At 67.7% G+C, this 20,588-nt stretch carries 18 protein-coding genes; 6 read left to right on the top strand and 12 right to left on the bottom strand.

The genetic code is table 11. The annotated features are described in order from the left end of the window. Positions 1 to 36: 36 nt before the first annotated feature. Both tldD and rodA read right to left on the bottom strand, forming a co-directional pair. Positions 37 to 1,497 carry a metalloprotease TldD gene (tldD, locus tag CLV01_RS07585; protein WP_012203417.1) on the bottom strand — a complete coding sequence of 487 codons (1,461 nt, stop codon included), beginning with the start codon at positions 1,495 to 1,497 and terminating at the stop codon, positions 37 to 39. Between the two features lie 352 nt (positions 1,498 to 1,849). Then, complete coding sequence (rodA, locus tag CLV01_RS07580) at positions 1,850 to 3,019, bottom strand: rod shape-determining protein RodA (RefSeq protein ID WP_013804102.1); 1,170 nt, start codon at positions 3,017 to 3,019, stop codon at positions 1,850 to 1,852. A 212-nt stretch (positions 3,020 to 3,231) separates the two neighbouring features. Between rodA and CLV01_RS07575 the strand changes: the two genes are divergently transcribed. Genes CLV01_RS07575 through ruvC form a run of 6 tightly spaced genes read left to right on the top strand, consistent with a single transcriptional unit; the run spans position 3,232 to position 9,036 of the window. After that, complete coding sequence (locus CLV01_RS07575; RefSeq protein ID WP_012203415.1) at positions 3,232 to 3,816, top strand: YqiA/YcfP family alpha/beta fold hydrolase; 585 nt, start codon at positions 3,232 to 3,234, stop codon at positions 3,814 to 3,816. 55 nt (positions 3,817 to 3,871) lie between these two features. Then, positions 3,872 to 5,950, top strand: a complete 2,079-nt coding sequence (locus CLV01_RS07570) for a ribonuclease catalytic domain-containing protein (RefSeq protein WP_012203414.1) — start codon at positions 3,872 to 3,874, stop codon at positions 5,948 to 5,950. A 36-nt stretch (positions 5,951 to 5,986) separates the two neighbouring features. Further along, positions 5,987 to 6,850, top strand: a complete 864-nt coding sequence (locus tag CLV01_RS07565) for an energy transducer TonB (protein WP_012203413.1) — start codon at positions 5,987 to 5,989, stop codon at positions 6,848 to 6,850. Positions 6,851 to 6,888: 38 nt separating this feature from the next. Next, entirely contained in the window at positions 6,889 to 7,746 is an 858-nt protein-coding gene (gene aroE, locus CLV01_RS07560) for a shikimate dehydrogenase (protein WP_063327217.1), read from the top strand. A 7-nt stretch (positions 7,747 to 7,753) separates the two neighbouring features. Further along, entirely contained in the window at positions 7,754 to 8,470 is a 717-nt protein-coding gene (mtgA, locus tag CLV01_RS07555) for a monofunctional biosynthetic peptidoglycan transglycosylase (RefSeq protein WP_012203411.1), read from the top strand. A gap of 17 nt (positions 8,471 to 8,487) precedes the next feature. Continuing rightward, complete coding sequence (ruvC, locus tag CLV01_RS07550) at positions 8,488 to 9,036, top strand: crossover junction endodeoxyribonuclease RuvC (protein ID WP_012203410.1); 549 nt, start codon at positions 8,488 to 8,490, stop codon at positions 9,034 to 9,036. Between the two features lie 162 nt (positions 9,037 to 9,198). On the opposite strand, the gene CLV01_RS29070 is transcribed toward ruvC, so the two are convergent. From CLV01_RS29070 to murD, 10 genes are all read right to left on the bottom strand, one after another. Further along, complete coding sequence (locus CLV01_RS29070) at positions 9,199 to 9,375, bottom strand: hypothetical protein (RefSeq protein WP_012203407.1); 177 nt, start codon at positions 9,373 to 9,375, stop codon at positions 9,199 to 9,201. Between the two features lie 13 nt (positions 9,376 to 9,388). Next, positions 9,389 to 10,312: a UDP-3-O-acyl-N-acetylglucosamine deacetylase gene (gene lpxC, locus CLV01_RS07545; protein ID WP_012203406.1), complete on the bottom strand. Its 924-nt coding sequence runs from the start codon at positions 10,310 to 10,312 to the stop codon at positions 9,389 to 9,391. 93 nt (positions 10,313 to 10,405) lie between these two features. Beyond that, on the bottom strand, positions 10,406 to 11,644 hold the full coding sequence (gene ftsZ, locus CLV01_RS07540) for a cell division protein FtsZ (RefSeq protein ID WP_012203405.1): 1,239 nt from the start codon (positions 11,642 to 11,644) through the stop codon (positions 10,406 to 10,408). 119 nt (positions 11,645 to 11,763) lie between these two features. Next, entirely contained in the window at positions 11,764 to 12,993 is a 1,230-nt protein-coding gene (gene ftsA, locus CLV01_RS07535; RefSeq protein ID WP_012203404.1) for a cell division protein FtsA, read from the bottom strand. Between the two features lie 84 nt (positions 12,994 to 13,077). Beyond that, on the bottom strand, positions 13,078 to 13,878 hold the full coding sequence (locus CLV01_RS07530) for a cell division protein FtsQ/DivIB (protein WP_013804104.1): 801 nt from the start codon (positions 13,876 to 13,878) through the stop codon (positions 13,078 to 13,080). Next, a complete protein-coding gene (locus CLV01_RS07525; protein ID WP_088166117.1) occupies positions 13,875 to 14,855 on the bottom strand; it encodes a D-alanine--D-alanine ligase in 981 nt (326 codons plus the stop codon). The genes CLV01_RS07530 and CLV01_RS07525 overlap by 4 nt, the downstream gene beginning before the upstream one ends. Beyond that, positions 14,852 to 16,285, bottom strand: coding sequence for a UDP-N-acetylmuramate--L-alanine ligase (murC, locus tag CLV01_RS07520; RefSeq protein ID WP_013804106.1), 1,434 nt, complete (start codon positions 16,283 to 16,285; stop codon positions 14,852 to 14,854). Before murC ends, CLV01_RS07525 begins: the two co-directional genes overlap by 4 nt. Further along, positions 16,282 to 17,376: an undecaprenyldiphospho-muramoylpentapeptide beta-N-acetylglucosaminyltransferase gene (gene murG / locus CLV01_RS07515; protein WP_099734623.1), complete on the bottom strand. Its 1,095-nt coding sequence runs from the start codon at positions 17,374 to 17,376 to the stop codon at positions 16,282 to 16,284. The genes murC and murG overlap by 4 nt, the downstream gene beginning before the upstream one ends. After that, positions 17,373 to 18,638, bottom strand: coding sequence for a putative lipid II flippase FtsW (gene ftsW / locus CLV01_RS07510; protein ID WP_013804108.1), 1,266 nt, complete (start codon positions 18,636 to 18,638; stop codon positions 17,373 to 17,375). The genes murG and ftsW overlap by 4 nt, the downstream gene beginning before the upstream one ends. After that, on the bottom strand, positions 18,635 to 20,587 hold the full coding sequence (gene murD, locus CLV01_RS07505) for a UDP-N-acetylmuramoyl-L-alanine--D-glutamate ligase (protein ID WP_099734624.1): 1,953 nt from the start codon (positions 20,585 to 20,587) through the stop codon (positions 18,635 to 18,637). The genes ftsW and murD overlap by 4 nt, the downstream gene beginning before the upstream one ends. Position 20,588: the final 1 nt, after the last annotated feature.

Here is a 20,588-nt window from a genome sequence, read left to right as displayed (position 1 = left end):
GCCCGGCCTGCCGTGCAGGGCGCGGGCATGGGACCGTCAGGCCGTGCCGCCCACCGTCAGGCCGTCGATGCGCAGCGTGGGCTGGCCCACGCCCACAGGCACGCTCTGGCCTTCCTTGCCACAGGTGCCCACACCGCTGTCCAGGCGCATGTCGTTGCCGATCATGGTGATGTGCTTGAGCGATTCCGGGCCGCTGCCCACGATGGTCGCGCCCTTGACGGGGTACTGGATCTTGCCGTTCTCGACCCAATAGGCCTCGCTGGCGGAGAACACGAACTTGCCGCTGGTGATATCGACCTGACCGCCGCCGAAGTTGGTGGCGTACAGGCCCTTCTTGATCGAGGCCACGATTTCCTGCGGCTCCCGGTCGCCACCGAGCATGTAGGTGTTGGTCATGCGCGGCATGGGAATGTGGGCATAGCTTTCGCGGCGGCCGTTGCCCGTGGGCTTGACACCCATCAGGCGGGCATTCATCGCGTCCTGGATGTAGCCCTTGAGGATGCCGTCCTCGATCAGCACATTGCTCTGGCTGGTGCAACCTTCGTCATCGACGTTGAGCGAGCCGCGGCGATCGGCCAGCGTGCCGTCATCCAGCACGGTGACGCCCTTGGCAGCCACGCGCTGGCCGATGCGGCCGCTGAAGGCGCTGGCGCCCTTGCGGTTGAAGTCGCCTTCCAGACCGTGGCCCACGGCTTCATGCAGCAGCACGCCGGGCCAGCCGGGGCCAAGCACCACGGTCATCTCGCCAGCCGGCGCGGGACGGGATTCCAGGTTGGTGAGGGCCGCGCTCACGGCCTCGTCCACGTACTGGGTGATCTGCTCGTCGCTGAAATAGGCCAGGCCGAAACGGCCACCGCCGCCGGCAGAGCCCACCTCACGCCGGCCCTTTTGCTCGGCAATCACGGTAACCGACAGGCGCACCAGCGGCCGCACGTCGGCCGCCAGCGTGCCATCGGCACGGGCCACCAGCACCACGTCGTACTCGCTGGCCAGGCCGGCCATGACCTGGACCACGCGCGGGTCCTTGGCGCGGGCCAGTTTCTCGACCTTGCCCAGCAGCTCGACCTTGGCCGTGCTGTCCAGCGTGGCGATGGGGTCCAGGCCGGGATACAGCGAGCGGCTTTGCGCAATCTTGGGAGCATTGGCGCGCACGCGCTTGCTCTGGGCCGCGCCCGAGATGGAGCGCACGGTGCGCGCGGCATCCAGCAGCGAGGCTTCGGAAATATCGTCGGAATAGGCAAATGCCGTCTTCTCGCCACTGACCGCACGCACGCCCACGCCCTGGTCGATGCTGAAGCTGCCGGTCTTGACGATGCCCTCTTCCAGGCTCCAGCCTTCGGCGCGGGTGTACTGGAAGTAGAGGTCGGCGTCGTCGACCTGGTGGCTGCGGATCTCGGCCAGTGCGCGCGCGAGATGGGTTTCATCGAGCCCGAAGGGCTCAAGCAGCAACTGGCGCGCTGTGGCCAGGCGTTCAATGGTGGGTTCGCGGGAGATCATTCACGCATTGTAGAGAGCCGGCCATGCCCTCGCCGTGCAACGGCTGCGGCCAGCGGCTTGCCAACCCACAAAAAAGAACGGAATGCCGCTCCACCAGGCTGAGCGGCATTCCGTAGGCATGCATCCGCGTGGATGGCGAACATGCTGGCCCATGTCCGCACCTGCTTTGTAGCCTGCCCTGGCGGCGCTGGCAAGTGAGCAGACTCCCGCAGAAACTATCAAAAAAGGAGCAACCAGCGCTTTTGGAGTCTCATTTTCCAAGCCAAACCGCAGGAAGGAATGCGACGCCGGATACCGCAGGCATCCAGACTCTTTGACATTTGCGGGCGCCTTTGGCGCCGCAAAGTGCGATTCAGAGCGGCCCGCCGCCCTCGCCCGGCAGTTGCCGCTGCGAGCGCGCCACCGACATCAGCACGCCCAGCGCCAGCCCCAGCGTGACCATGGCCGTGCCGCCATAGCTGATGAAGGGCAGCGGCACGCCGACCACGGGCAGGATGCCGCTGACCATGCCCATGTTCACGAAGGCATAGGTGAAGAAGATCATGGCCACGGCTGCCGCCATGAGCCGCGCGAACAGCGAGTTGGCCTGGATGGCGATGGCCAGCCCGCGCCAGACCAGCAGCAGGAAGGAGACGATGATGAACAGGTTGCCGACCAGTCCGAACTCCTCGGAATAGGCCGCGAAGATGAAGTCGGTCGTGCGCTCAGGGATGAACTCCAGGTGGGTCTGGGTGCCCGCCATGAAGCCCTTGCCCCAGACACCGCCCGAACCGATGGCGATCATCCCCTGGATGATGTGGAATCCCTTGCCCAGCGGATCGCGCGTGGGGTCCAGCAGGGTGCAGACACGGGTTTGCTGGTATTCATGCAGCACGGGCCAGCGCACGCCGTCGGCGCACAACTGGGGCTCGTACAGCACGATGAGCGTGATGCCGATGGCGCCGGCCAGCACGGGCGGCACGATGAGTTTCCAGGGCAGGCCCGCGAAAAAGATCACGGACAGGCCTGCGGCCATCACCAGCAGCGAGGTACCCAGGTCGGGCTGCTTCATGATCAGCCCCACGGGCACCAGGAGCAGGACCATGGCGATCACGAAGTCCGTGCCGCGCAGCTGGCCCTCGCGGCGCTGGAACCACCAGGCCAGCATCAGCGGCGTGGCGATCTTCAGCAGTTCGCTGGGCTGGATCACCACGCCCACGTTGACCCAGCGCTGCGCCCCCTTCTTGGTGATGCCGAACAGCGCCACCGCCACCAGCAACGCCACGCCCAGCATGTACAGCGGCACGGCCACCTTCATGAGCTGCTGCGGGGGAATCTGGGCCACGACAAAGAGGATGGCCGCCGCGATCAGCATGTTGCGCCCATGGTCGGTGAAGCGCGTGCCGTGGTCGAAGCCCGAGGAGTACATGGCGATCAGCCCCGCCGACGCCAGCATGCCCACGAACAGCAGCAACCAGAAGTCAAAGCCCCGCAGCAGCGGGGCAACACGTTGCCAGAGGGAGGGCTTGTCGAATTCGGTCACGGGGATGGTCGGTCGCGGGCACGGGCCGCCATTATCCCGTGGCGCATGCGGCCCAGCCCGTCGCAGGGTTGCCCACGGAGGCGGTTGTCATCCAGCTGTCGGCCCGGGCCTTCCCTGCTGGGCGCCGCCTGCCGCAGCGGCCACAATGGGCCATGAGCCGTCCGGGCCGCATCCCGCGCCCGGCCCCAGCAACGCAAAGGAGAGCGCCCGCCATGACCACCACCCATTTGCTGTACCTGCACGGCTTTCGCTCCTCTCCCCAATCCAACAAGGCCCGGCGCCTGGCCGAGCATGTGGCCACGCGCCATCCCCATGTGCGCTGGTGGAGCCCGCAACTGCCCCCTTCCCCGCGCGAAGCGGCTGCCCTGATCGCCGATGGCATCGGCAGCTGGCCGCGCGAGACCATGGCCGTGATCGGCTCCTCGCTGGGCGGCTACTACGCCAGCTGGGTGGCCCAGCTGGCGCGCTGCCGCAGCGTGATGATCAACCCGGCCGTCAACCCGGCGCGCGATCTTGAAAAGTACATCGGCGAGCAGACTTCCTGGCACAACCCGGAGGAACGTTTCTTCTTCCGCCGCGAATACATCGAGGAGCTGCGCGCGCTGGACACGCGCCATATGACACCGGCCGCCCCCGAAATGCTGCTGGCGGCCGAGGGCGACGAGGTGCTGGACTGGCGCGAGATGAGCGCACGCTATCCGCATGCGCTGCAGATCATCCAGGAGGGCGGCGATCACGCGCTGAGCAACTTCGAGGAGTACTTGCCTCAGCTGGACGAGTTCCTGAATCTGGCCTGATGCCGCACAAGACTGCGCGGCAGCTGCCAGCCGCAGCATGGGAGAATGTCGGGCTATGCACGCATTGTTTGAAGAATCCGGCAAGTTCCTGGCCGGCCGCATCCTCTCCGAAGCCGACACCTCCGCCCAGGTGGAGCTGGACTCGGGCAAACGGGTCAAGGTCAAGTCGGCCAACATCCTGCTCAAGTTCGACAAGCCGGCGCCTGCCGAACTGATCGCCCAGGCGCAGGCGCAGGCCGCCCAGATCGATCTGGACCTGGCCTGGGAATTCGCCCCCGAGGAGGAATTCGGCTTCGCCGACCTTGCACGCGACTATTTCTCGGACAAGGCCACGCTGGCCGAGCAGGCCGGCGCGCTGTTCCGCCTCTACGACGCACCGCACTACTTCCGCCGCTCCGGCAAGGGCCGCTTCAAGAAGGCGCCGGCCGAGATCCTGCAGCAGGCGCTGGCCGGCATAGAGAAGAAAAAGCAGATCCAGGCCCAGATCACGGCCTGGGCCGAACAGCTGGGCGCCGGCGAATGCCCCGGCCCCATCCGCGAGCAGCTCTACAAGATCCTGTTCCGCCCCGACAAGAACGCCGCCGAATACAAGGCCGTGGTCGAGGCCAGCCGCGCCACGCGCCTGGCCCCGCTGGACCTGCTGCACAGGGCCGGCGCCATTGAATCGGCCTACGAGTTCCACTGGAAGCGCTTCCTGTTCGACCACTTCCCCAAGGGCACGCAGTTCCCGGCCCTGCAGGCACCCCAGCCACCGGCCGACCTGCCGCTGGCCGAGGTCCAGGCGTTTTCCATCGACGACTCGGCCACCACCGAAATCGACGATGCGCTGTCGGTGCGCGGCCTGGGCACGGGCACGGTCACGGTGGGTATCCACATCGCCGCACCCGGTCTGGCCATCGTGCCGGGCACGCCGCTGGACCAGCTCGGCCGCTCGCGCCTGTCCACCGTCTACATGCCCGGCTACAAGATCACCATGCTGCCCGACGAGGTGGTGCAGATCTACACGCTGGACGAAGGGCGCGCCAACCCCGCCGTGTCGCTGTACGTCACCGTGGACGAGGCCACGCTGGAGACGACGGCCAGCGAGACGCGGCTGGAGCGCGTGCCCGTGCAGGTCAACTTCCGCCATGACAAGCTGGACCACATCGTCACCGAGCAGTGGCTGGCCGACCCCTCCTTCGAGGTCGAGGGCACGCCCGAAGTGCTGCAAGGCAAGCGCGCCGAACTGACGTTCCTGCAGCGCTGGGCCAAGCACCTGAAGGCCGGGCGCGAACTGGTGCGTGGCAAGCCCGAGAACTTCAACCGCCCCGACTACAACTTCCGCCTCGTGGGCAACGGCGGCGCCGAGCCCCGCGGCAACGAGCAGGTGGAGATCAGCGTGCGCAAGCGCGGCGCGCCGCTGGACCTGATCGTGGCCGAGGCCGCCATCGTGGCCAACAGCACCTGGGGCGGCTGGATGGCCGAGCTCGGCGTGCCCGGCATCTACCGCAGCCAGGCCAGCCTGGCGCCCGGCATCAAGGTGCGCATGTCCACCAAGGCGCAGCCCCATGCAGGCATCGGCGTCAAGAGCTATGCCTGGGCCACCTCTCCGCTGCGCCGCTACGTGGACCTGGTCAACCAGTGGCAGATCATTGCCTGCGCGCGCCACGGCAAGACCGCCGCCCTGGCCGCGCCGTTCAAGCCCAAGGATGCCGAGCTGTTCGGCATCATCAGCAGCTTCGACGGTGCCTACAGCGCCTACAACGGCTACCAGGCCGGCATGGAACGGTTCTGGACGCTCAAGTACCTGCAGCAGCACGCCATCACCGAGCTGACGGCCACCGTCATCAAGGAAGGCATGGGCGGCGGCCTGCTGGTGCGCGCCGATGACCTGCCCCTGGTCTTCCCCGTGCTGGGCGTCACCGGCCTGCCGCGCGGCGCCCATGTGCGCGTGCGCCTGGGCGAGATCGACGAGATCGCGCTCGATGTCTCGGGCACGCTGATCGAGCGCCTGGATGGCGATGCGGCGGCCGCTGCCGATGGCGCCGAAGACAGCGCCGAGGATGACGAGGAAGCCGTGGCCGGCCCCATCGCCATCGCCGTGGACATGAACGAGACCGATGGCACACCGGCGGCCGACCCCGCCCAGCCCTGACCTGCCTCACATCCGAGCAACTGCCCCAGATCTGACGTGAAACTGCCTACCGCCCTCCGTTCCCTGAGCACGCTGCAGTTGGCACTGGGCGTTTCCATCGCCCTGCATGCCGGGTTGTTCTCGTTCCGGTTCATCGACCCGGAGCGCTTCGACCGCGTGTTCCAGGACACGCCGCTGGAAGTCATCCTGGTCAATGCCCGCGCCAACGAGCAGCCCGACAAGGCGCAGGCCATCGCGCAGACCTCGCTGGCCGGCGGCGGCGAGGCCGACAAGGGCCGGGCCTCCAGCCCCATGCCCTACTCGGCACTCACGGCCGTGGGCGACGACTTCGAGGAACGCCAGCGCCAGATCGACTCCATGCAGGAGCAGCAGACCGTCTTGCTGACGCAGTTGCGCAAGCAGGTCGCGGCCCTGCCGCCGCTGGACCCGCGCGAGGCGGCCAAGCAGACCAAGGAGCAGCAGGCCCAGCAGGAAAAGCGCCAGCAGCTGGTCAAGCTGCTGGCCGAGATCGAAAAGCGCATCAACGAGGAAAACGCCCGCCCCAAGAAGCGCTATATCAGCCCGTCCACGCGCGAGGCCGTCTACGCCATCTACTACGACGGCCTGCGCCGCAAGGTCGAGGACAAGGGCACGGAGAACTTCCCCGAGCAGGCCGGCAAGAAGCTCTACGGCGAGCTGGTCATGATCCTCACCGTCAACCACGACGGGCGGGTGCTGTCCACCGAGATCGTGCAGGGCTCGGGCAACCGCCTGCTGGACACCCGGGCCGAGGCCATTGCGCGTGCGGCCGGCCCCTTCGGCCATTTCGGCCCCGCCATGCGCGCCAAGGCCGACCAGATCGCCGTGGTCTCGCGCTTCAAGTTCACCCGCGAGCAGACGCTGCAGACGACGGTGCAGTAGCGCCCTCCTCTTGTCTTCGCGCACCCTCCTTTTCCGACATGACTTCCGCCGCCACCTCCTCCGACCGCTACTGCGTCATGGGCAACCCCGTCGCGCACAGCCGTTCGCCCTGGATCCATGCCCGCTTTGCCGAACTGTGCGGGCAGGACCTGCACTACGAGCGCCAGCATGTGGAGCTGCAAGGCTTTGCCGAGGCCGTGCGCGGCTTTGTCGCGGCAGGCGGGCGCGGCTGCAATGTCACCGTGCCCTTCAAGCTGGAAGCCGCACAGCTGGCCACCACCTCCAGCGAGCGCGTGCAACTGGCCGGCGCCGCCAACACCCTGGTGCTGGCGGCGGACGGCATCCATGCCGACAACACCGACGGCCTGGGCCTGGTGGCCGACATCGTGCGCAATGCGGGCGTGCCGCTGGCCGGGCGCGACCTGCTGCTGCTGGGCGCAGGTGGCGCCGCAGCCGGCGCACTGGGCTCGCTGCTTGCCGAGCGCCCGCGCCGCATCGCCGTGGTCAACCGCACCTTCGAGCGCGCCCAGGCCCTGGTGCAGCGCCATGCCGCCATCGCCGCGCACCATGGCGTGGAACTGGTGGCGCTGGAGCAGCAGGCCGTGGATGAGGATTTCGACGTGGTCATCAACGCCACCGCCAGCAGCCTGGCCGGTGCCGAGGTGCCCGTGCCGGCCCGCGTGCTGCGGCCTGGCAGCCTGGCCTACGACATGATGTACGGCGCCGCAGCCCAGGGCTTCCTGCAATGGGCCGAGCAGCATGGCGCCCAGGCCCGCGACGGGCTGGGCATGCTGGTGGAGCAGGCGGCCGAATCGTTCGCGCTGTGGCGCGGCGTGCGCCCCCCGTCGGCCCAGGTGCTGAACGAGCTGCGCGCCCATATTGCTCAAGGCGGCTGAGCGCTTTATGAAATCCCTGGCACGCGCCCTGCTGCTGGTGCTGTGCGCCGGCCTGCTGCTGCAGCTGTTCTTTGTGCTGCGCATTGCGCTGATGGTGGTGGTCGATCCCGAATCCACGGCCTTTCAGCGCTCCGAGGCCTGGCAGATGCTGCGCAGCTCCGAAGGCCTGCACTGGAGCCAGCAATGGCTGCCCTACGACCGCATCGCGCCCACGCTCAAGCGCGCCGTCATCGCCTCCGAAGATGACAGCTTCACCGAACACCACGGGGTGCAATGGGAGGCCATCGAGAAGGCCTGGCAGCGCAACCAGCGCGCCGAAGCCCGTGCCCAGAAGGCAGACAACGGCAAGGCGCCCAAGATCTATGGCGGCTCCACCATCACGCAGCAGCTGGCCAAGAACCTGCTGCTGTCGGGCGAACGCAGCCTGCTGCGCAAGGGGCAGGAACTGGTGCTGACCCAGCTGCTGGAACTGATGCTGAGCAAGCAGCGCATCCTGGAGATCTACCTCAACAGCGTGGAATGGGGCCAGGGAGTGTTTGGCGCGGAGGCTGCAGCCCGCCACTACTTTCGCAAGAGCGCCTCACAGCTCAGCGCGGCCGAGGCCGCACGCCTGGCCGTGATGCTGCCCCAGCCCAAACGCTTCGAGAAGCTGCCCAACTCCGGCTATCTGCTGCAGCGCACGCGCACGGTCATGCAAAGAATGCCCAGCGCCGTCATCCCCTGAACGGCTACAGTCACGCCATGCGCATTCTTGGAATCGACCCCGGGCTGCAGACCACGGGATTCGGCGTGATCGACGTCGACGGCCACCGCCTGGCCTATGTGGCCAGCGGCACCATCCGCACCACCGGCATCGCGCTCGGCGACCTGCCGGGCCGGCTCAAGCTGCTGTTCGACGGCATCTCGGAAGTCGCCAGCCGCTACCAGCCCGACACCTCGGCCGTGGAAATCGTCTTCGTCAACGTCAACCCCCAGTCCACGCTGCTGCTGGGCCAGGCGCGCGGCGCCGCGCTCACGGCCCTGGTCAATGCGGGCCTGCCGGTCGCCGAATACACGGCACTGCAGATGAAAAAGGCCATGACCGGCCACGGCCGCGCGGCCAAGAGCCAGATCCAGGAAATGGTGCGCCGCCTGCTGCAACTGCCCGGCCTGCCCGGCACCGACGCAGCCGACGCCCTGGGCCTGGCCATCACCCACGCCCATGCGGGCGCCGCCATGTCGAAGATGGCCGAGGTCACGCAGCTGCAGCGCCGCCAGCATGCCGTCTACAAGGGCGGCAGGGTGTATTGACTCCCCCTGAGGCGCTGCGCGTCTTCCCCCTGAGGGGGACGACAGCCTAGCTGTGGGGCAGCCCTTGCTTGCTATCTCTCGCCTGAGCGCGCCCCCGCAAGCGCCATGGTCTCGATCTCGCTACCGCAACTGCGTTGGATGGGATGCGAGTCAGAGCCGCCCTCAGACGATGCGTCCAAAGAACAGAACGGCGAAGAAGGTCACGCCGGCAATCACGGTCCACTTGAGGATGATGAAGCCCCAGCGCTTGTAGTGCGGCCGGCCAGTGCCCAGGTAGAACGCGAAGGAGACGGCCGAGGCCAGCAGCAGCAGGGTGGCCAGCCAGCGGAAGATCAGCATGGCGGCGCTCGCCTCACCAGGCCCGCGCGGGCTGGGCGAAGCCCTTGGGTGCCTGGCGCTCGCTGTCGAAGCTGACCAGTTCCCAGGCGTCGGGCTGGGCCAGCAGGGCACGCAGCAACTGGTTGTTCATGCCGTGGCCCGAGCGGAAGGCGCTGTAGGCGGCCAGCAGCGGCCTGCCGATCAGGTACAGGTCGCCGATGGCGTCGAGGATCTTGTGCTTGGCGAACTCGTCGTCGTAGCGCAGGCCGTCGCTGTTGAGCACCTTGTAGTCGTCCATGACGATGGCGTTGTCCATGCCGCCGCCCAGCGCCAGGCCATGGCTGCGCAGCATTTCCACGTCCTTGGTGAAGCCGAAGGTGCGCGCGCGTGCGATGTCGCGCGTGTAGTTGTCCTCGCCCATGTCGAACTCCACGCACTGGCCCGTGGAGTCCACGGCCGGATGGGCGAAGTCGATCTCGAAGCGCAGCTTGAAGCCGTGGTAGGGGTCGAAGCGCGCCCACTTGAGGTTCTGGCCCTCGCCCTCGCGCACCTCGACGGGGCGGATGACGCGGATGAAGCGCTTGGGAGCCTTCTGCAGCTCGATGCCCGCGCTTTGCAGCAGGAACACGAAGGAAGCGGAGGAGCCGTCGAGGATGGGCACTTCCTCGGCGGTGATGTCTATATAGATGTTGTCGAGCCCGAGGCCGGCAATGGCCGACATCAGGTGCTCCACGGTATGCACCTTGGCGCCGCCGGTGCCGATGGTGGAGGCCATGCGCGTGTCGGTGACGGCTTCGGCCGAGATCGGGATGTCCACAGGCTCCGGCAGGTCCACGCGACGGAACACGATGCCGGTGTCGGGCTGCGCGGGTCGCAGCGTCAACTCGACGCGCTGGCCGCTGTGCAGGCCCACGCCAACGGCACGGGTGATCGTCTTGATGGTGCGTTGTTGGAGCATCCGGCTATTTTAGAACGCGGCAGCCGTGCGCAGGGCATGGCCCTGGCACGGCTTTCGCTATCACGGCTATGCAGCGACCGTATGGGCCGCTGCTCAGTCAGCCTGCTTGCGCAGGAAGGCCGGGATTTCCAGATCGTCCATGCCGCCGGAGGCCAGGGCATCGACGCGGGCAGCGGCCTGCGTACGGTTGGTACGCCAGACGCTGGGGACCGACATGTTGTTGGCATAGTCGGCACCGCCAGCGGCACCGCCGACCAGGCCGCCGGCTGCCGTGGCGGCACCCATGGAGGCCGAGGGCAGCTGGTAGCTCATGTTGTCGGTACCGGTGCGCAGACCGCCCTGCACCACCTGCATGTTCTGGCGGCGTGCGCTGGGGCGCGACAGGCCGGTGGCGACCACGGTGACGCGGATCTCGTCGCCCAGGGTGTCGTCGTAGGCGGCGCCGTAGATCACGTGCGCATCGGGCGAGGCATAGGCATTGATGGTGCTCATGGCCAGGCGCGACTCGGACAGCTTGAGGCTGCCCTTGGCGGCCGTGACCAGCACCAGCACGCCCTTGGCGCCCGACAGGTCGATGCCTTCCAGCAGCGGGCAGGCCACGGCCTGCTCGGCGGCGATGCGCGCGCGGTCGGGGCCGGCGGCCTTGGCCGTGCCCATCATGGCCTTGCCGGGCTCGCCCATGACGGTGCGCACGTCTTCGAAGTCGACGTTCACATGGCCGTACTCGTTGATGATTTCGGCAATGCCGCCCACGGCGTTCTTGAGAACGTCGTTGGCATGGGCAAAGGCCTCGTCCTGCGAGATGTCGTCACCCAGCACGTCCAGCAGCTTCTCGTTGAGCACGACGATCAGCGAATCGACATTGGCTTCGAGCTCGTTGAGGCCGCTGTCGGCGTTGGCCATGCGTCGGCCGCCTTCCCACTCGAAGGGCTTGGTGACCACGCCCACGGTGAGAATGCCCATTTCCTTGGCCACGCGCGCGATCACGGGCGCAGCGCCCGTGCCCGTGCCGCCGCCCATGCCGGCCGTGATGAACAGCATGTGCGCGCCTTCGATGGCGGTGCGGATGTCGTCCTCGGCCATTTCGGCAGCCTCGCGGCCCTTGTCGGGCTTGCTGCCCGCACCCAGGCCGCTGCCACCGAGCTGGATGGTGCGGTGGGCGCTGCTGCGCAGCAGCGCCTGCGCGTCGGTGTTGGCGCAGACGAATTCCACACCCTGCACGTTGCGCGCAATCATGTGCTCGACGGCGTTGCCGCCGCCGCCGCCAACGCCGATCACCTTGATCTGCGTACCCTGGTTGAATTCTTCAACTTCAATCATGTCGATGGGCATGTTGGTTCTCCTGTAGCTCTCTGTAAGTGGTCACCACCGTCTGGGGAAAATTCTGTCTTCTGTCCGGTATTCGGAAGCCGGTGGGCGGGCCGGTAATGCGCAGTCGATGAAAGCACATATCAAAAGTTCCCCACGATGAAGTCTTTGAAACGGCCAAAAGCGGTCTTCATCGACCCACTCTTTTGTGCCACCTTGAAACCGCGCAGGCGAGCCAGGCGGGCCTCTTCGAGCAATCCCATCACGGTGGCGGCGCGGGGTTGGGCCACCATGTCTGCCAGAGCGCTCGAATACTTGGGGATGCCGCGGCGCACGGGCTTGAGGAAGATGTCCTCGCCCAGTTCCACCATGCCCGGCATGACGGCGCTGCCGCCGGTCAGCACGATGCCCGAGGACAGAACTTCCTCGTAGCCGGAATCGCGCACCACCTGCTGCACCAAAGAAAAGATCTCTTCCACGCGCGGCTCGATCACGCCGGCCAGCGCCTGCTTGCTGATCATGCGCGGGCTGCGGTCGCCCAGGCCCGGCACTTCGACCTGGGCATCGGGGTCGGCCAGCAGCTGCTTGGCATAGCCGCTTTCGACCTTGATGTCCTCGGCGTCCTTGGTCGGCGTGCGCAGCGCCATGGCGATGTCGCTGGTGATCAGGTCACCCGCGATCGGGATGACGGCCGTGTGCCGGATGGCGCCGCCCGTGAAGATGGCCACGTCGGTGGCGCCCGCGCCGATATCGACCACGGCCACGCCCAGCTCGCGCTCGTCATCGGTGAGCACGGCCTGGCTCGATGCCAGCGGGTTGAGCAGCAGCTGCTCGACCTCCAGGCCGCAGCGGCGCACGCACTTGATGATGTTCTCGGCCGCGCTCTGCGCGCCCGTGACGATGTGGATCTTGGCTTCCAGGCGGATGCCGCTCATGCCGATGGGCTCGCGCACTTCCTGGCCGTCGATCACGAATTCCTGCGGCTCGACCAGCAGCAGCCGCTGGTCCGAGGAGATGTTGATGGCCTTGGCCGTCTCCATCACCCGCGCCACGTCGGTGGCCGTGACTTCCTTGTCCTTGATGGCCACCATGCCGCTGGAGTTCAGGCCGCGGATGTGGCTGCCGGTGATGCCGGTGCACACGCGCTGGATCTTGCAGTCGGCCATCAGCTCGGCCTCTTTCAAGGCCTGCTGGATGCTCTGCACGGTGGCGTCGATGTTCACCACCACGCCCCGCTTGAGTCCGTTGCTCGGGGCCACGCCGAGGCCGGCGAGCTTGAGTTCGCCGTTGTACAGGACCTCGGCGACCACGACCATGACCTTGGCCGTGCCGATGTCCAGTCCGACGATCACATCTTTGTATTCTCTTGCCATATCAGCATCCGCCCCCGGTTGGTTCTGTCCTGTCGCTGTGTCGCTGCATGGTGTGCGTGTACATAGGTCTTTCCTCCCTCGTCTTCAGCGTCGGGGACGCACTGCAGCCGGCGCCTTGGCCGTGCCGGTGGTCACACCGCGCAGCCTCAGCGCATATCCGTCTTCGTAGCGCAGGTCGGCCGACTCGATGGCGTCGGCCTTGCGCTTGTATTGGGTCGTGATCTGGGGCAGCGTGCGCACGAAGCGCTGCACGCGCTGCAGCACGGCTTCCACGCTGCCGCCACCCAGTTCGATCTGTGCATCATTGGCCAGCCTGAGCTGCCAGCTTCCGCGCGCATTGAGCGTGAGCCCGTCGATCTCCACATCCAGCGGCCCCAGCGCCGGCACCAGCAGCCGGTACATCTGCAGCATCTGCGGGGCGCTGTCCTCAGGGCCCTGCAGGCGCGGCAGGCCGTCGCGGTCGAGCTCGCCCAGGTTGGCCTCGAAGACCTCGCCAAAGCTGTTGATCAGGCCGGTGCCCGAATCGGGGCCCCAGAAGGCCTCGGCCACATGCTCGTGCAGGATGACGCGCAGGCTGTTGGGATAGTCGCGGCGCACCTGCGCCTCGCGCACCCAGGGCACCTGCTCGAATGCCGCCTTGGCCCCCTTGAGGTCCACGGTGAAGAAGTTGCCCGTGAGCACGGGCGCCACGTTGGCGCGCAGCGTCACCGTGTTGTTGTGCACCAGCTCGCCCTCGACCACGATGCGGCCGATGTTGAAGGCCGGGTGGCGCAGCGCCCACCAGCTCACCGCTGCCAGCCCCAGCGCAGCCACGCCCACGAACAGGACCGTGGCGGTCACGTTCATGAGCTTGACGTCGAAGGGGGCCGGCAGGGAGTAGCTCATGCGTGCTCCTGCTCCGGTTGCGCGGCGTCCAGCGCGGCGCTGGCCAGGATGCCCAGGCAGAGGTTCTCGTAGCTGACACCGATGGCACGGGCCGACATGGGCACCAGCGAGTGGCCCGTCATGCCTGGCGAGGTGTTGATCTCCAGCAGGAAGGGCTTGCGATCGCTGGCGCGGATCATGATGTCGGCGCGCGACCAGCCGCGGCAGCCCAGCGTGCGGAAGGCGCGCACGACGATGCGCCGGATCTCGGCCTCTTCCTCGGCGGGCAGTCCGCTGGGGCAGTGGTACTTGGTGTCGTCGGTGAAGTACTTGTTCTGGTAGTCGTAGTTGCCTTCGGGGGCGACGATGCGGATCACGGGCAGCGCATGGGCGCCCTCGCCGGTGCCGAGCACGGGGCAGGTGGTCTCGTCGCCCTCGATGAACTCTTCGCAGAGCACTTCGGGGTCGTAGCGGGAGGCCAGCACATAGGCCTGCTCGCATTCCTCGGCCGTCCATACCTTGGTCAGGCCGATGGTCGAGCCCTCGCGCGAGGGCTTGACGATCATGGGTGCGCCCAGCGCCTGCAGCGCGGCGCGCGTCTCGCCTGCGCTGGCGACCAGACGCCAGTCCGGCGTGGGCAGGCCCTCGAAGCGCCAGATGCGCTTGGTCATGATCTTGTCCATGGCGATGCTCGAGGCCATCACGCCGGGACCCGTGTACGGGATGCCCAGCAGCTCCAGCGCGCCCTGCACCGTGCCGTCTTCGCCGTAGCGGCCGTGCAGCGCGATGAAGCAGCGGTCGAACCCGTCCTTCTTCAACTCGCCCAGGTCACGCTCGGCGGGGTCGAAGGCATGGGCGTCCACGCCATGCGACAGCAGGGCCTTGAGCACGCCCGTGCCCGACATCAGCGAGACCTCGCGCTCGGCCGAGCGGCCGCCCAACAGCACGGCCACCTTGCCCAGGGCCTTGACATCGATCTGGGTGCCGAAGCTGCTCATTGCACAGCTCCTTGCTGCGCCTGCAGCTCTTGTTTCTGAAGCATTTCAACCAACTTTCCGGGCACGGCGCCAATCGAGCCTGCCCCCATGCACAACAACACGTCGCCATCGCGGGCATTGACGGCAATGGCCGCCGGCAGCTCGGCAACGTTTTCCACAAACACCGGCTCGACACGGCCGGCCACGCGCAGGGCGCGAGTCAGCGAGCGGCCGTCGGCCGCCACCACGGGCGCCTCGCCGGCCGCATAGACCTCGGTCAGCAGCACGGCGTCGGCCAGGCCGATGACCTTGACGAAATCCTCGAAGCAGTCGCGCGTGCGGCTGTAGCGGTGCGGCTGGAATGCAAGCACCAGGCGGCGGCCCGGGAAGGCGCCGCGCGCGGCGGCCAGCGTGGCCGCCATCTCGACGGGGTGGTGGCCATAGTCGTCGATGACGGTGAAGCTGCCGCCGTCGGCAGTCGCCAGTTCGCCATAGCGCTGGAAGCGCCGGCCCACGCCCTTGAAGCTTTCGAAGGCACGCAGCAGCGCGTCGTCGGAGATCTCCAGCTCCATGGCCACGGCCACGGCCGACAGCGCGTTGAGCACGTTGTGCTCGCCCGGCAGGCTCAGCACCACGTCCAGGTCGGGATAGCTCTGGCCGTTGCTGCGGCGCACCGTGAAATGCATGCTGCCAGCTTCGGCGCGCACGTTGAGGGCGCGCACCTGGGCGTCCTCGGCAAAGCCGTAGGTGGTCACGGGGCGGGCCACCTGGGGCAGGATCTCGCGCACGGCCGGGCTGTCCACGCAGACGATGGCGCGGCCGTAGAACGGCATGCGGTGCAGGAAATCGACGAAGGCGCCCTTGAGCCGGCCGAAGTCATGGCCGTAGGTTTCCATGTGGTCGGCGTCAATGTTGGTGACGACGGCCATCACGGGCAGCAGGTTCAGGAAGGAGGCATCGGACTCGTCGGCCTCGACCACGATGTAGTCGCCCTGGCCCAGCTTGGCGTTGGCGCCCGCGCTGTTGAGCTTGCCGCCGATGACGAAGGTCGGGTCCAGCCCGGCCTCGGCCAGCACGCTGGTCACCAGGCTGGTGGTCGTGGTCTTGCCATGGGCACCCGCGATGGCGATGCCCTGCTTGAAGCGCATGAGCTCGGCCAGCATGAGCGCACGCGGCACGACGGGGATCTTGCGCTCGCGCGCGGCCAGCACCTCGGGATTGTCGGACTGCACGGCGGTGGAGGTGACGACGGCGTCAGCCCCTTCGATGTGCGCGGCCGCATGGCCGACGTGGGTGGCGATGCCCAGGCCGGCGAGCCGGCGCAGCGTGGCGCTGTCGGACAGGTCCGAGCCCGAGATGGCGTAACCCAGGTTGTGCAGCACCTCGGCGATGCCGCTCATTCCGGCGCCGCCGATGCCGACGAAATGGATGTGATGAATGGCGTGCTTCATGCGGCCAGTTCCTCACAGGCGGCGACCACCTCGGCGGTGGCATCGGTCTTTTGCATTTTCTTGGCTTTTCCAGCGCGCTCCAGCAGCGTCGCACGCTGCATATTTTGTAGCATTTCGGCCAGGCTTTGGGCAGTCAGTGCGCTTTGTTGCATCAACCATCCACCACCGGCATCGACCAGGAAACGCGCGTTCGTGGTCTGGTGGTCGTCCACGGCGGACGGGAAGGGCACATAGATGGCTGCGGCGCCCACGGCCGCGATCTCGGTGACCGTGCTGGCACCGGCGCGGCAGACGATGACATCGGCCTCGGCAAAGGCGCGCGCCGTGTCGTCGATGAAGGGCGTCAGCTCGGCCGCGACGCCTGCGGCGGCATAGTTGGCGCGAAGGGCATCGATCTGCGCGGCGCCGCTTTGGTGCAGCACGACGGGCCGCACATCGGCAGGAATCAGGGCCAGCGCCTGGGGCACGATCTCGTTGAGCGCCCTGGCGCCCAGGCTTCCGCCCACCACCAGCAGGCGCAGCGGACCGCTGCGGCCTGCGAAACGCTGCTCGGGCGCGGGCTGCTCGGTGAAGGCCTGGCGCAGGGGGTTGCCGACCCAGCGGCCCTTGGGGAACACGTTGGGGAAGGCGGTGAAGATGCGGTGGGAGACACTGGCCAGCACCTTGTTCGCCATGCCGGCCACGGAGTTCTGCTCATGCAGCACCAGGGGCTTGCCGGCCAGCACGGCCATCATTCCACCGGGGAAGCTGATGTAGCCACCCAGACCGACCACCACGTCGGGCTTGACGCGGCGCACCACGGCCAGCGCCTGCCAGAAGGCACGCAGCAGGCGCATGGGCAAAAAGGCCAGGGTCATGATGCCCTTGCCGCGCACGCCCGAGAACTCGATGGTCTCCAGCGGGAAACCCTGGGCCGGCACGATGCGCGACTCCATGGAGCCGGGCGCGCCCAGCCAGCGCACGTTCCAGCCGCGCTCGCGCAGGGCCTGGGCCACGGCCAGGCCCGGGAAGATATGTCCGCCCGTGCCGCCGGCCATGATCAGGGCCGTGCGCTGGCGTTGCGTGCCTTGGGAGATGGGCTGCTGTGTCATGCATGCCCTCCCTTCATCAGCAACTTGTTCTCGTAGTCCACCCTTAACACCACCGCTATCGCTATCAGATTCATCAAAATGGCCGAACCGCCGAAACTCATCAGGGGCAGCGTCAGCCCCTTGGTAGGCAGCGCGCCCAGGTTCACGCCCATGTTGATGAAGGCCTGGAAACCCATCCAGATCGCAATGCCCTCGGCCACCAGGCCGGAGAACACCCGGTCCAGCGCAATGGCCTGCCGCCCTATGAGCATGATGCGGCGCGTGAGCCACAGGAAGGTGACGGCGATCAAGAGCACGCCGACCAGGCCGAATTCCTCGCCGATCACGGCCAGCAGGAAGTCGGTGTGCGCCTCGGGCAGCCAGTGCAGCTTCTCGACGCTGCGGCCCAGGCCCACGCCGAAGATCTCGCCGCGCCCGATGGCGATCAGCGCATGCGACAGCTGGTAGCCCTTGCCCAGGGCATGCTTTTCATCCCAGGGATTGAGGTAGGCAAAGATGCGCTCGCGCCGCCATTCGGAGGTGGCGATGATCAGCACGAAGGCCAGCACCACCAGGGCCGCGATCAGGAAGAACATGCGCGCATTCACGCCGCCCAGGAACAGGATGCCCATGGCGATCACCACGATCACCATGAAGGCGCCCATGTCAGGCTCGGCCAGCAGCAGCACGCCGACCAGCACCACGGCCAGCCCCATGGGCAGCACGGCGCGGAAGAAGCGCTCCTTGACCTCCATCTTGCGCACCATGTAGTCGGCCGCATAGATGAGCACGGCGAACTTGGCCAGTTCGGACGGCTGGAAATTCATGATGCCCAGCGACAGCCAGCGCCGCGCGCCGTTGACCACGGTGCCCACGTGCGGGATCAGCACGGCCACCAGCAGGACCAGGGACACCAGGAAGAGCTTGCGCGCCATGCGCTCCCAGGTGGCCATGGACACCTGGAAGGCCAGCAGCGCGCCGACGAAGGCCATGCCGATGGACATGGCATGGCGCATCAGGAAATGGGTGGGCGCGATCTTGCCGAAGCGCGGATTGTCCGGCATGGCGATCGATGCCGAATACACCATGATCAGGCTCCAGGCCAGCAGGCCTATGACCACCCAGATCAGGGCCTGGTCCAGGCCGAGCACGCTGGCCGGCGTCTGCGTGGGCCGGTGGTACTGGGGACCGCCCAGGCGCACGGGCAGCACGTCGATGGCCTTCTCCTGCGCGCCTCCGAACCAGGAGCGCATGCGGCCCAGGGCCTGCGATACGGCGGTCATGCAGCACCTCCGAGTTCATGCCCGGCATCCAGCGCCAGCGCGCGCACGGCATCGACGAACTGGTGGGCCCGGTCCTCGTAGTTGCGGAACATGTCCAGGCTGGCACAGGCGGGCGACAGCAGCACGGCATCGCCCTCATGGGCGCGCGAGGCGGCCAGCTCCACGGCGTCGGCCATGGTGGTGGCATCGACCAGGGGCACGCCGCAGTCCTGCAGGGCGGCGCGGATGCGGCCGGCGTCGCGGCCGATCAGCACGGCCGTGCGCACATGGCTCGACACGGGCGCGACCAGCGGAGAGAAATCCTGGCCCTTGCCGTCGCCACCCAGGATGACCACGATGCGGTGGTCAGGTCCCAGGCCGGACAGCGCGGCCACGGTGGCGCCCACGTTCGTGCCCTTGCTGTCGTCGTAGTACTCCACGCCGTTGACGCGGCCAATGGGCTGGACGCGGTGCGGCTCGCCCCGGTACTCACGCAGTCCATAGAGCAGCGGCGCCAGCGTGCAGCCACCCGCGCTGGCCAGGGCCAGGGCGGACAGGGCGTTGATGGCGTTGTGCCGGCCGCGGATGCGCAGTGCGTCGGCAGGCATGAGGCGCTGGATGTACAGGTCTTCGGCGTTCTTGCCCTTGGCGGTTTCGTCGGCCTCATGGGCGCGCACCAGCCACGTCATGCCGCTGACCACTTCCAGGCCGAAGTCGCCGGGGCGGCGCGGCATGTCGCCGCCGAAGGTGATGTGGGCGCGCTGCTGGGGCTTTTGGCGCTTGCCCGGCGGCACCACGGGCGCCGGCAGCATGCGCATGACCTCGGGGTCTTCGCGGTTGAGCACCATGGTGCCGCTGCTGCCGAAGATGCAGGCCTTGGCATCGGCATAGGCACGCAGGCTGCCGTGCCAGTCCAGATGGTCCTGGGTGATGTTGAGCACGGCGGCGGCCGTGGGCTCGAACATCTGCACGCCATCGAGCTGGAAGCTGGACAGCTCCAGCACCCAGGCCTGGGGCAGCGTTTCGGCATCGATGGCCTGGGTCAGCGTGTCCAGCAGCGTGGGGCCGATATTGCCGGCCACGGCCACGCGCAGGCCCGCATGCTCCAGCAGTTGGCCGGTCAGCGAGGTGACCGTGGTCTTGCCATTGGTCCCGGTGATGCCCAGCACCGTGGGACGGTAGCCATGGGCCGCGGCCAGGGCCTTGAGCGCCATGGCGAAGAGATCGAGTTCGCCGCCCACGGGCAGACCCTGGGCGCGCGCGGTATCGACCACGGGCGCCACGGCGGCCGGGCTCAGGCCGGGCGAGCGGTAGACCAGGCCCAGGCTCTGGCCGTCCACCAGCTGCGCCGTGAACTCGCCGGGCACGAAGCGCACCTGGGGCAATTCGGTGGACAGCTGCTGCAGCTGGGGCGGTGCCTGGCGCGTATCGGCCACGATGACTTCGGCGCCGCAGCGCACGCACCAGCGTGCCATGGCCAGGCCCGAGGCGCCCAGACCCAGCACGAGCACGCGCTGGCCCTGCAGGTGCTGGACCTGCTCGCCGGGCCAGCCGGCAGCCACGGGCGGCAGCACCTGTTCGGATTCAACCGCCTCTTCGGCGGCAAGGGGCGTGACCTCGGCATCGGAGGAGTCGGAGATGCTGGGGTCCGCAAAGATCTGAGCCACGAAGGCGGCAGCATCCTTGGCCGCCGTCAGCGTGGCGATGTCGGGCACGGGCTCGGTAAGGGCCACAGGCACCTGCGGCGCCGGCGGCACCTCGGCGGCCGGAAGCTCCGCCTCGCCGTCGCCGGCTGGCGCGGGAGCCGCTGAATCGTCCAGGACCGGGTCCGCAACCACCTGCTCCTCGGGAGCGAGGCCGGGCATTCCGGCCGGCTCCGCCAGCTCGACAAGCTCGGCAGGGGACGCCGGCACGGCGGGCTCGGTGGCCGGCAGTGCGTGGAGGTCGGTCTTGAAGTCTTCGGTGTTCATG

The organism is Delftia sp. 60, assembly GCF_002754395.1.
Lineage (GTDB): Bacteria > Pseudomonadota > Gammaproteobacteria > Burkholderiales > Burkholderiaceae_C > Comamonas > Comamonas acidovorans.
This window is presented reverse-complemented; position numbering and strand designations above follow the sequence as displayed.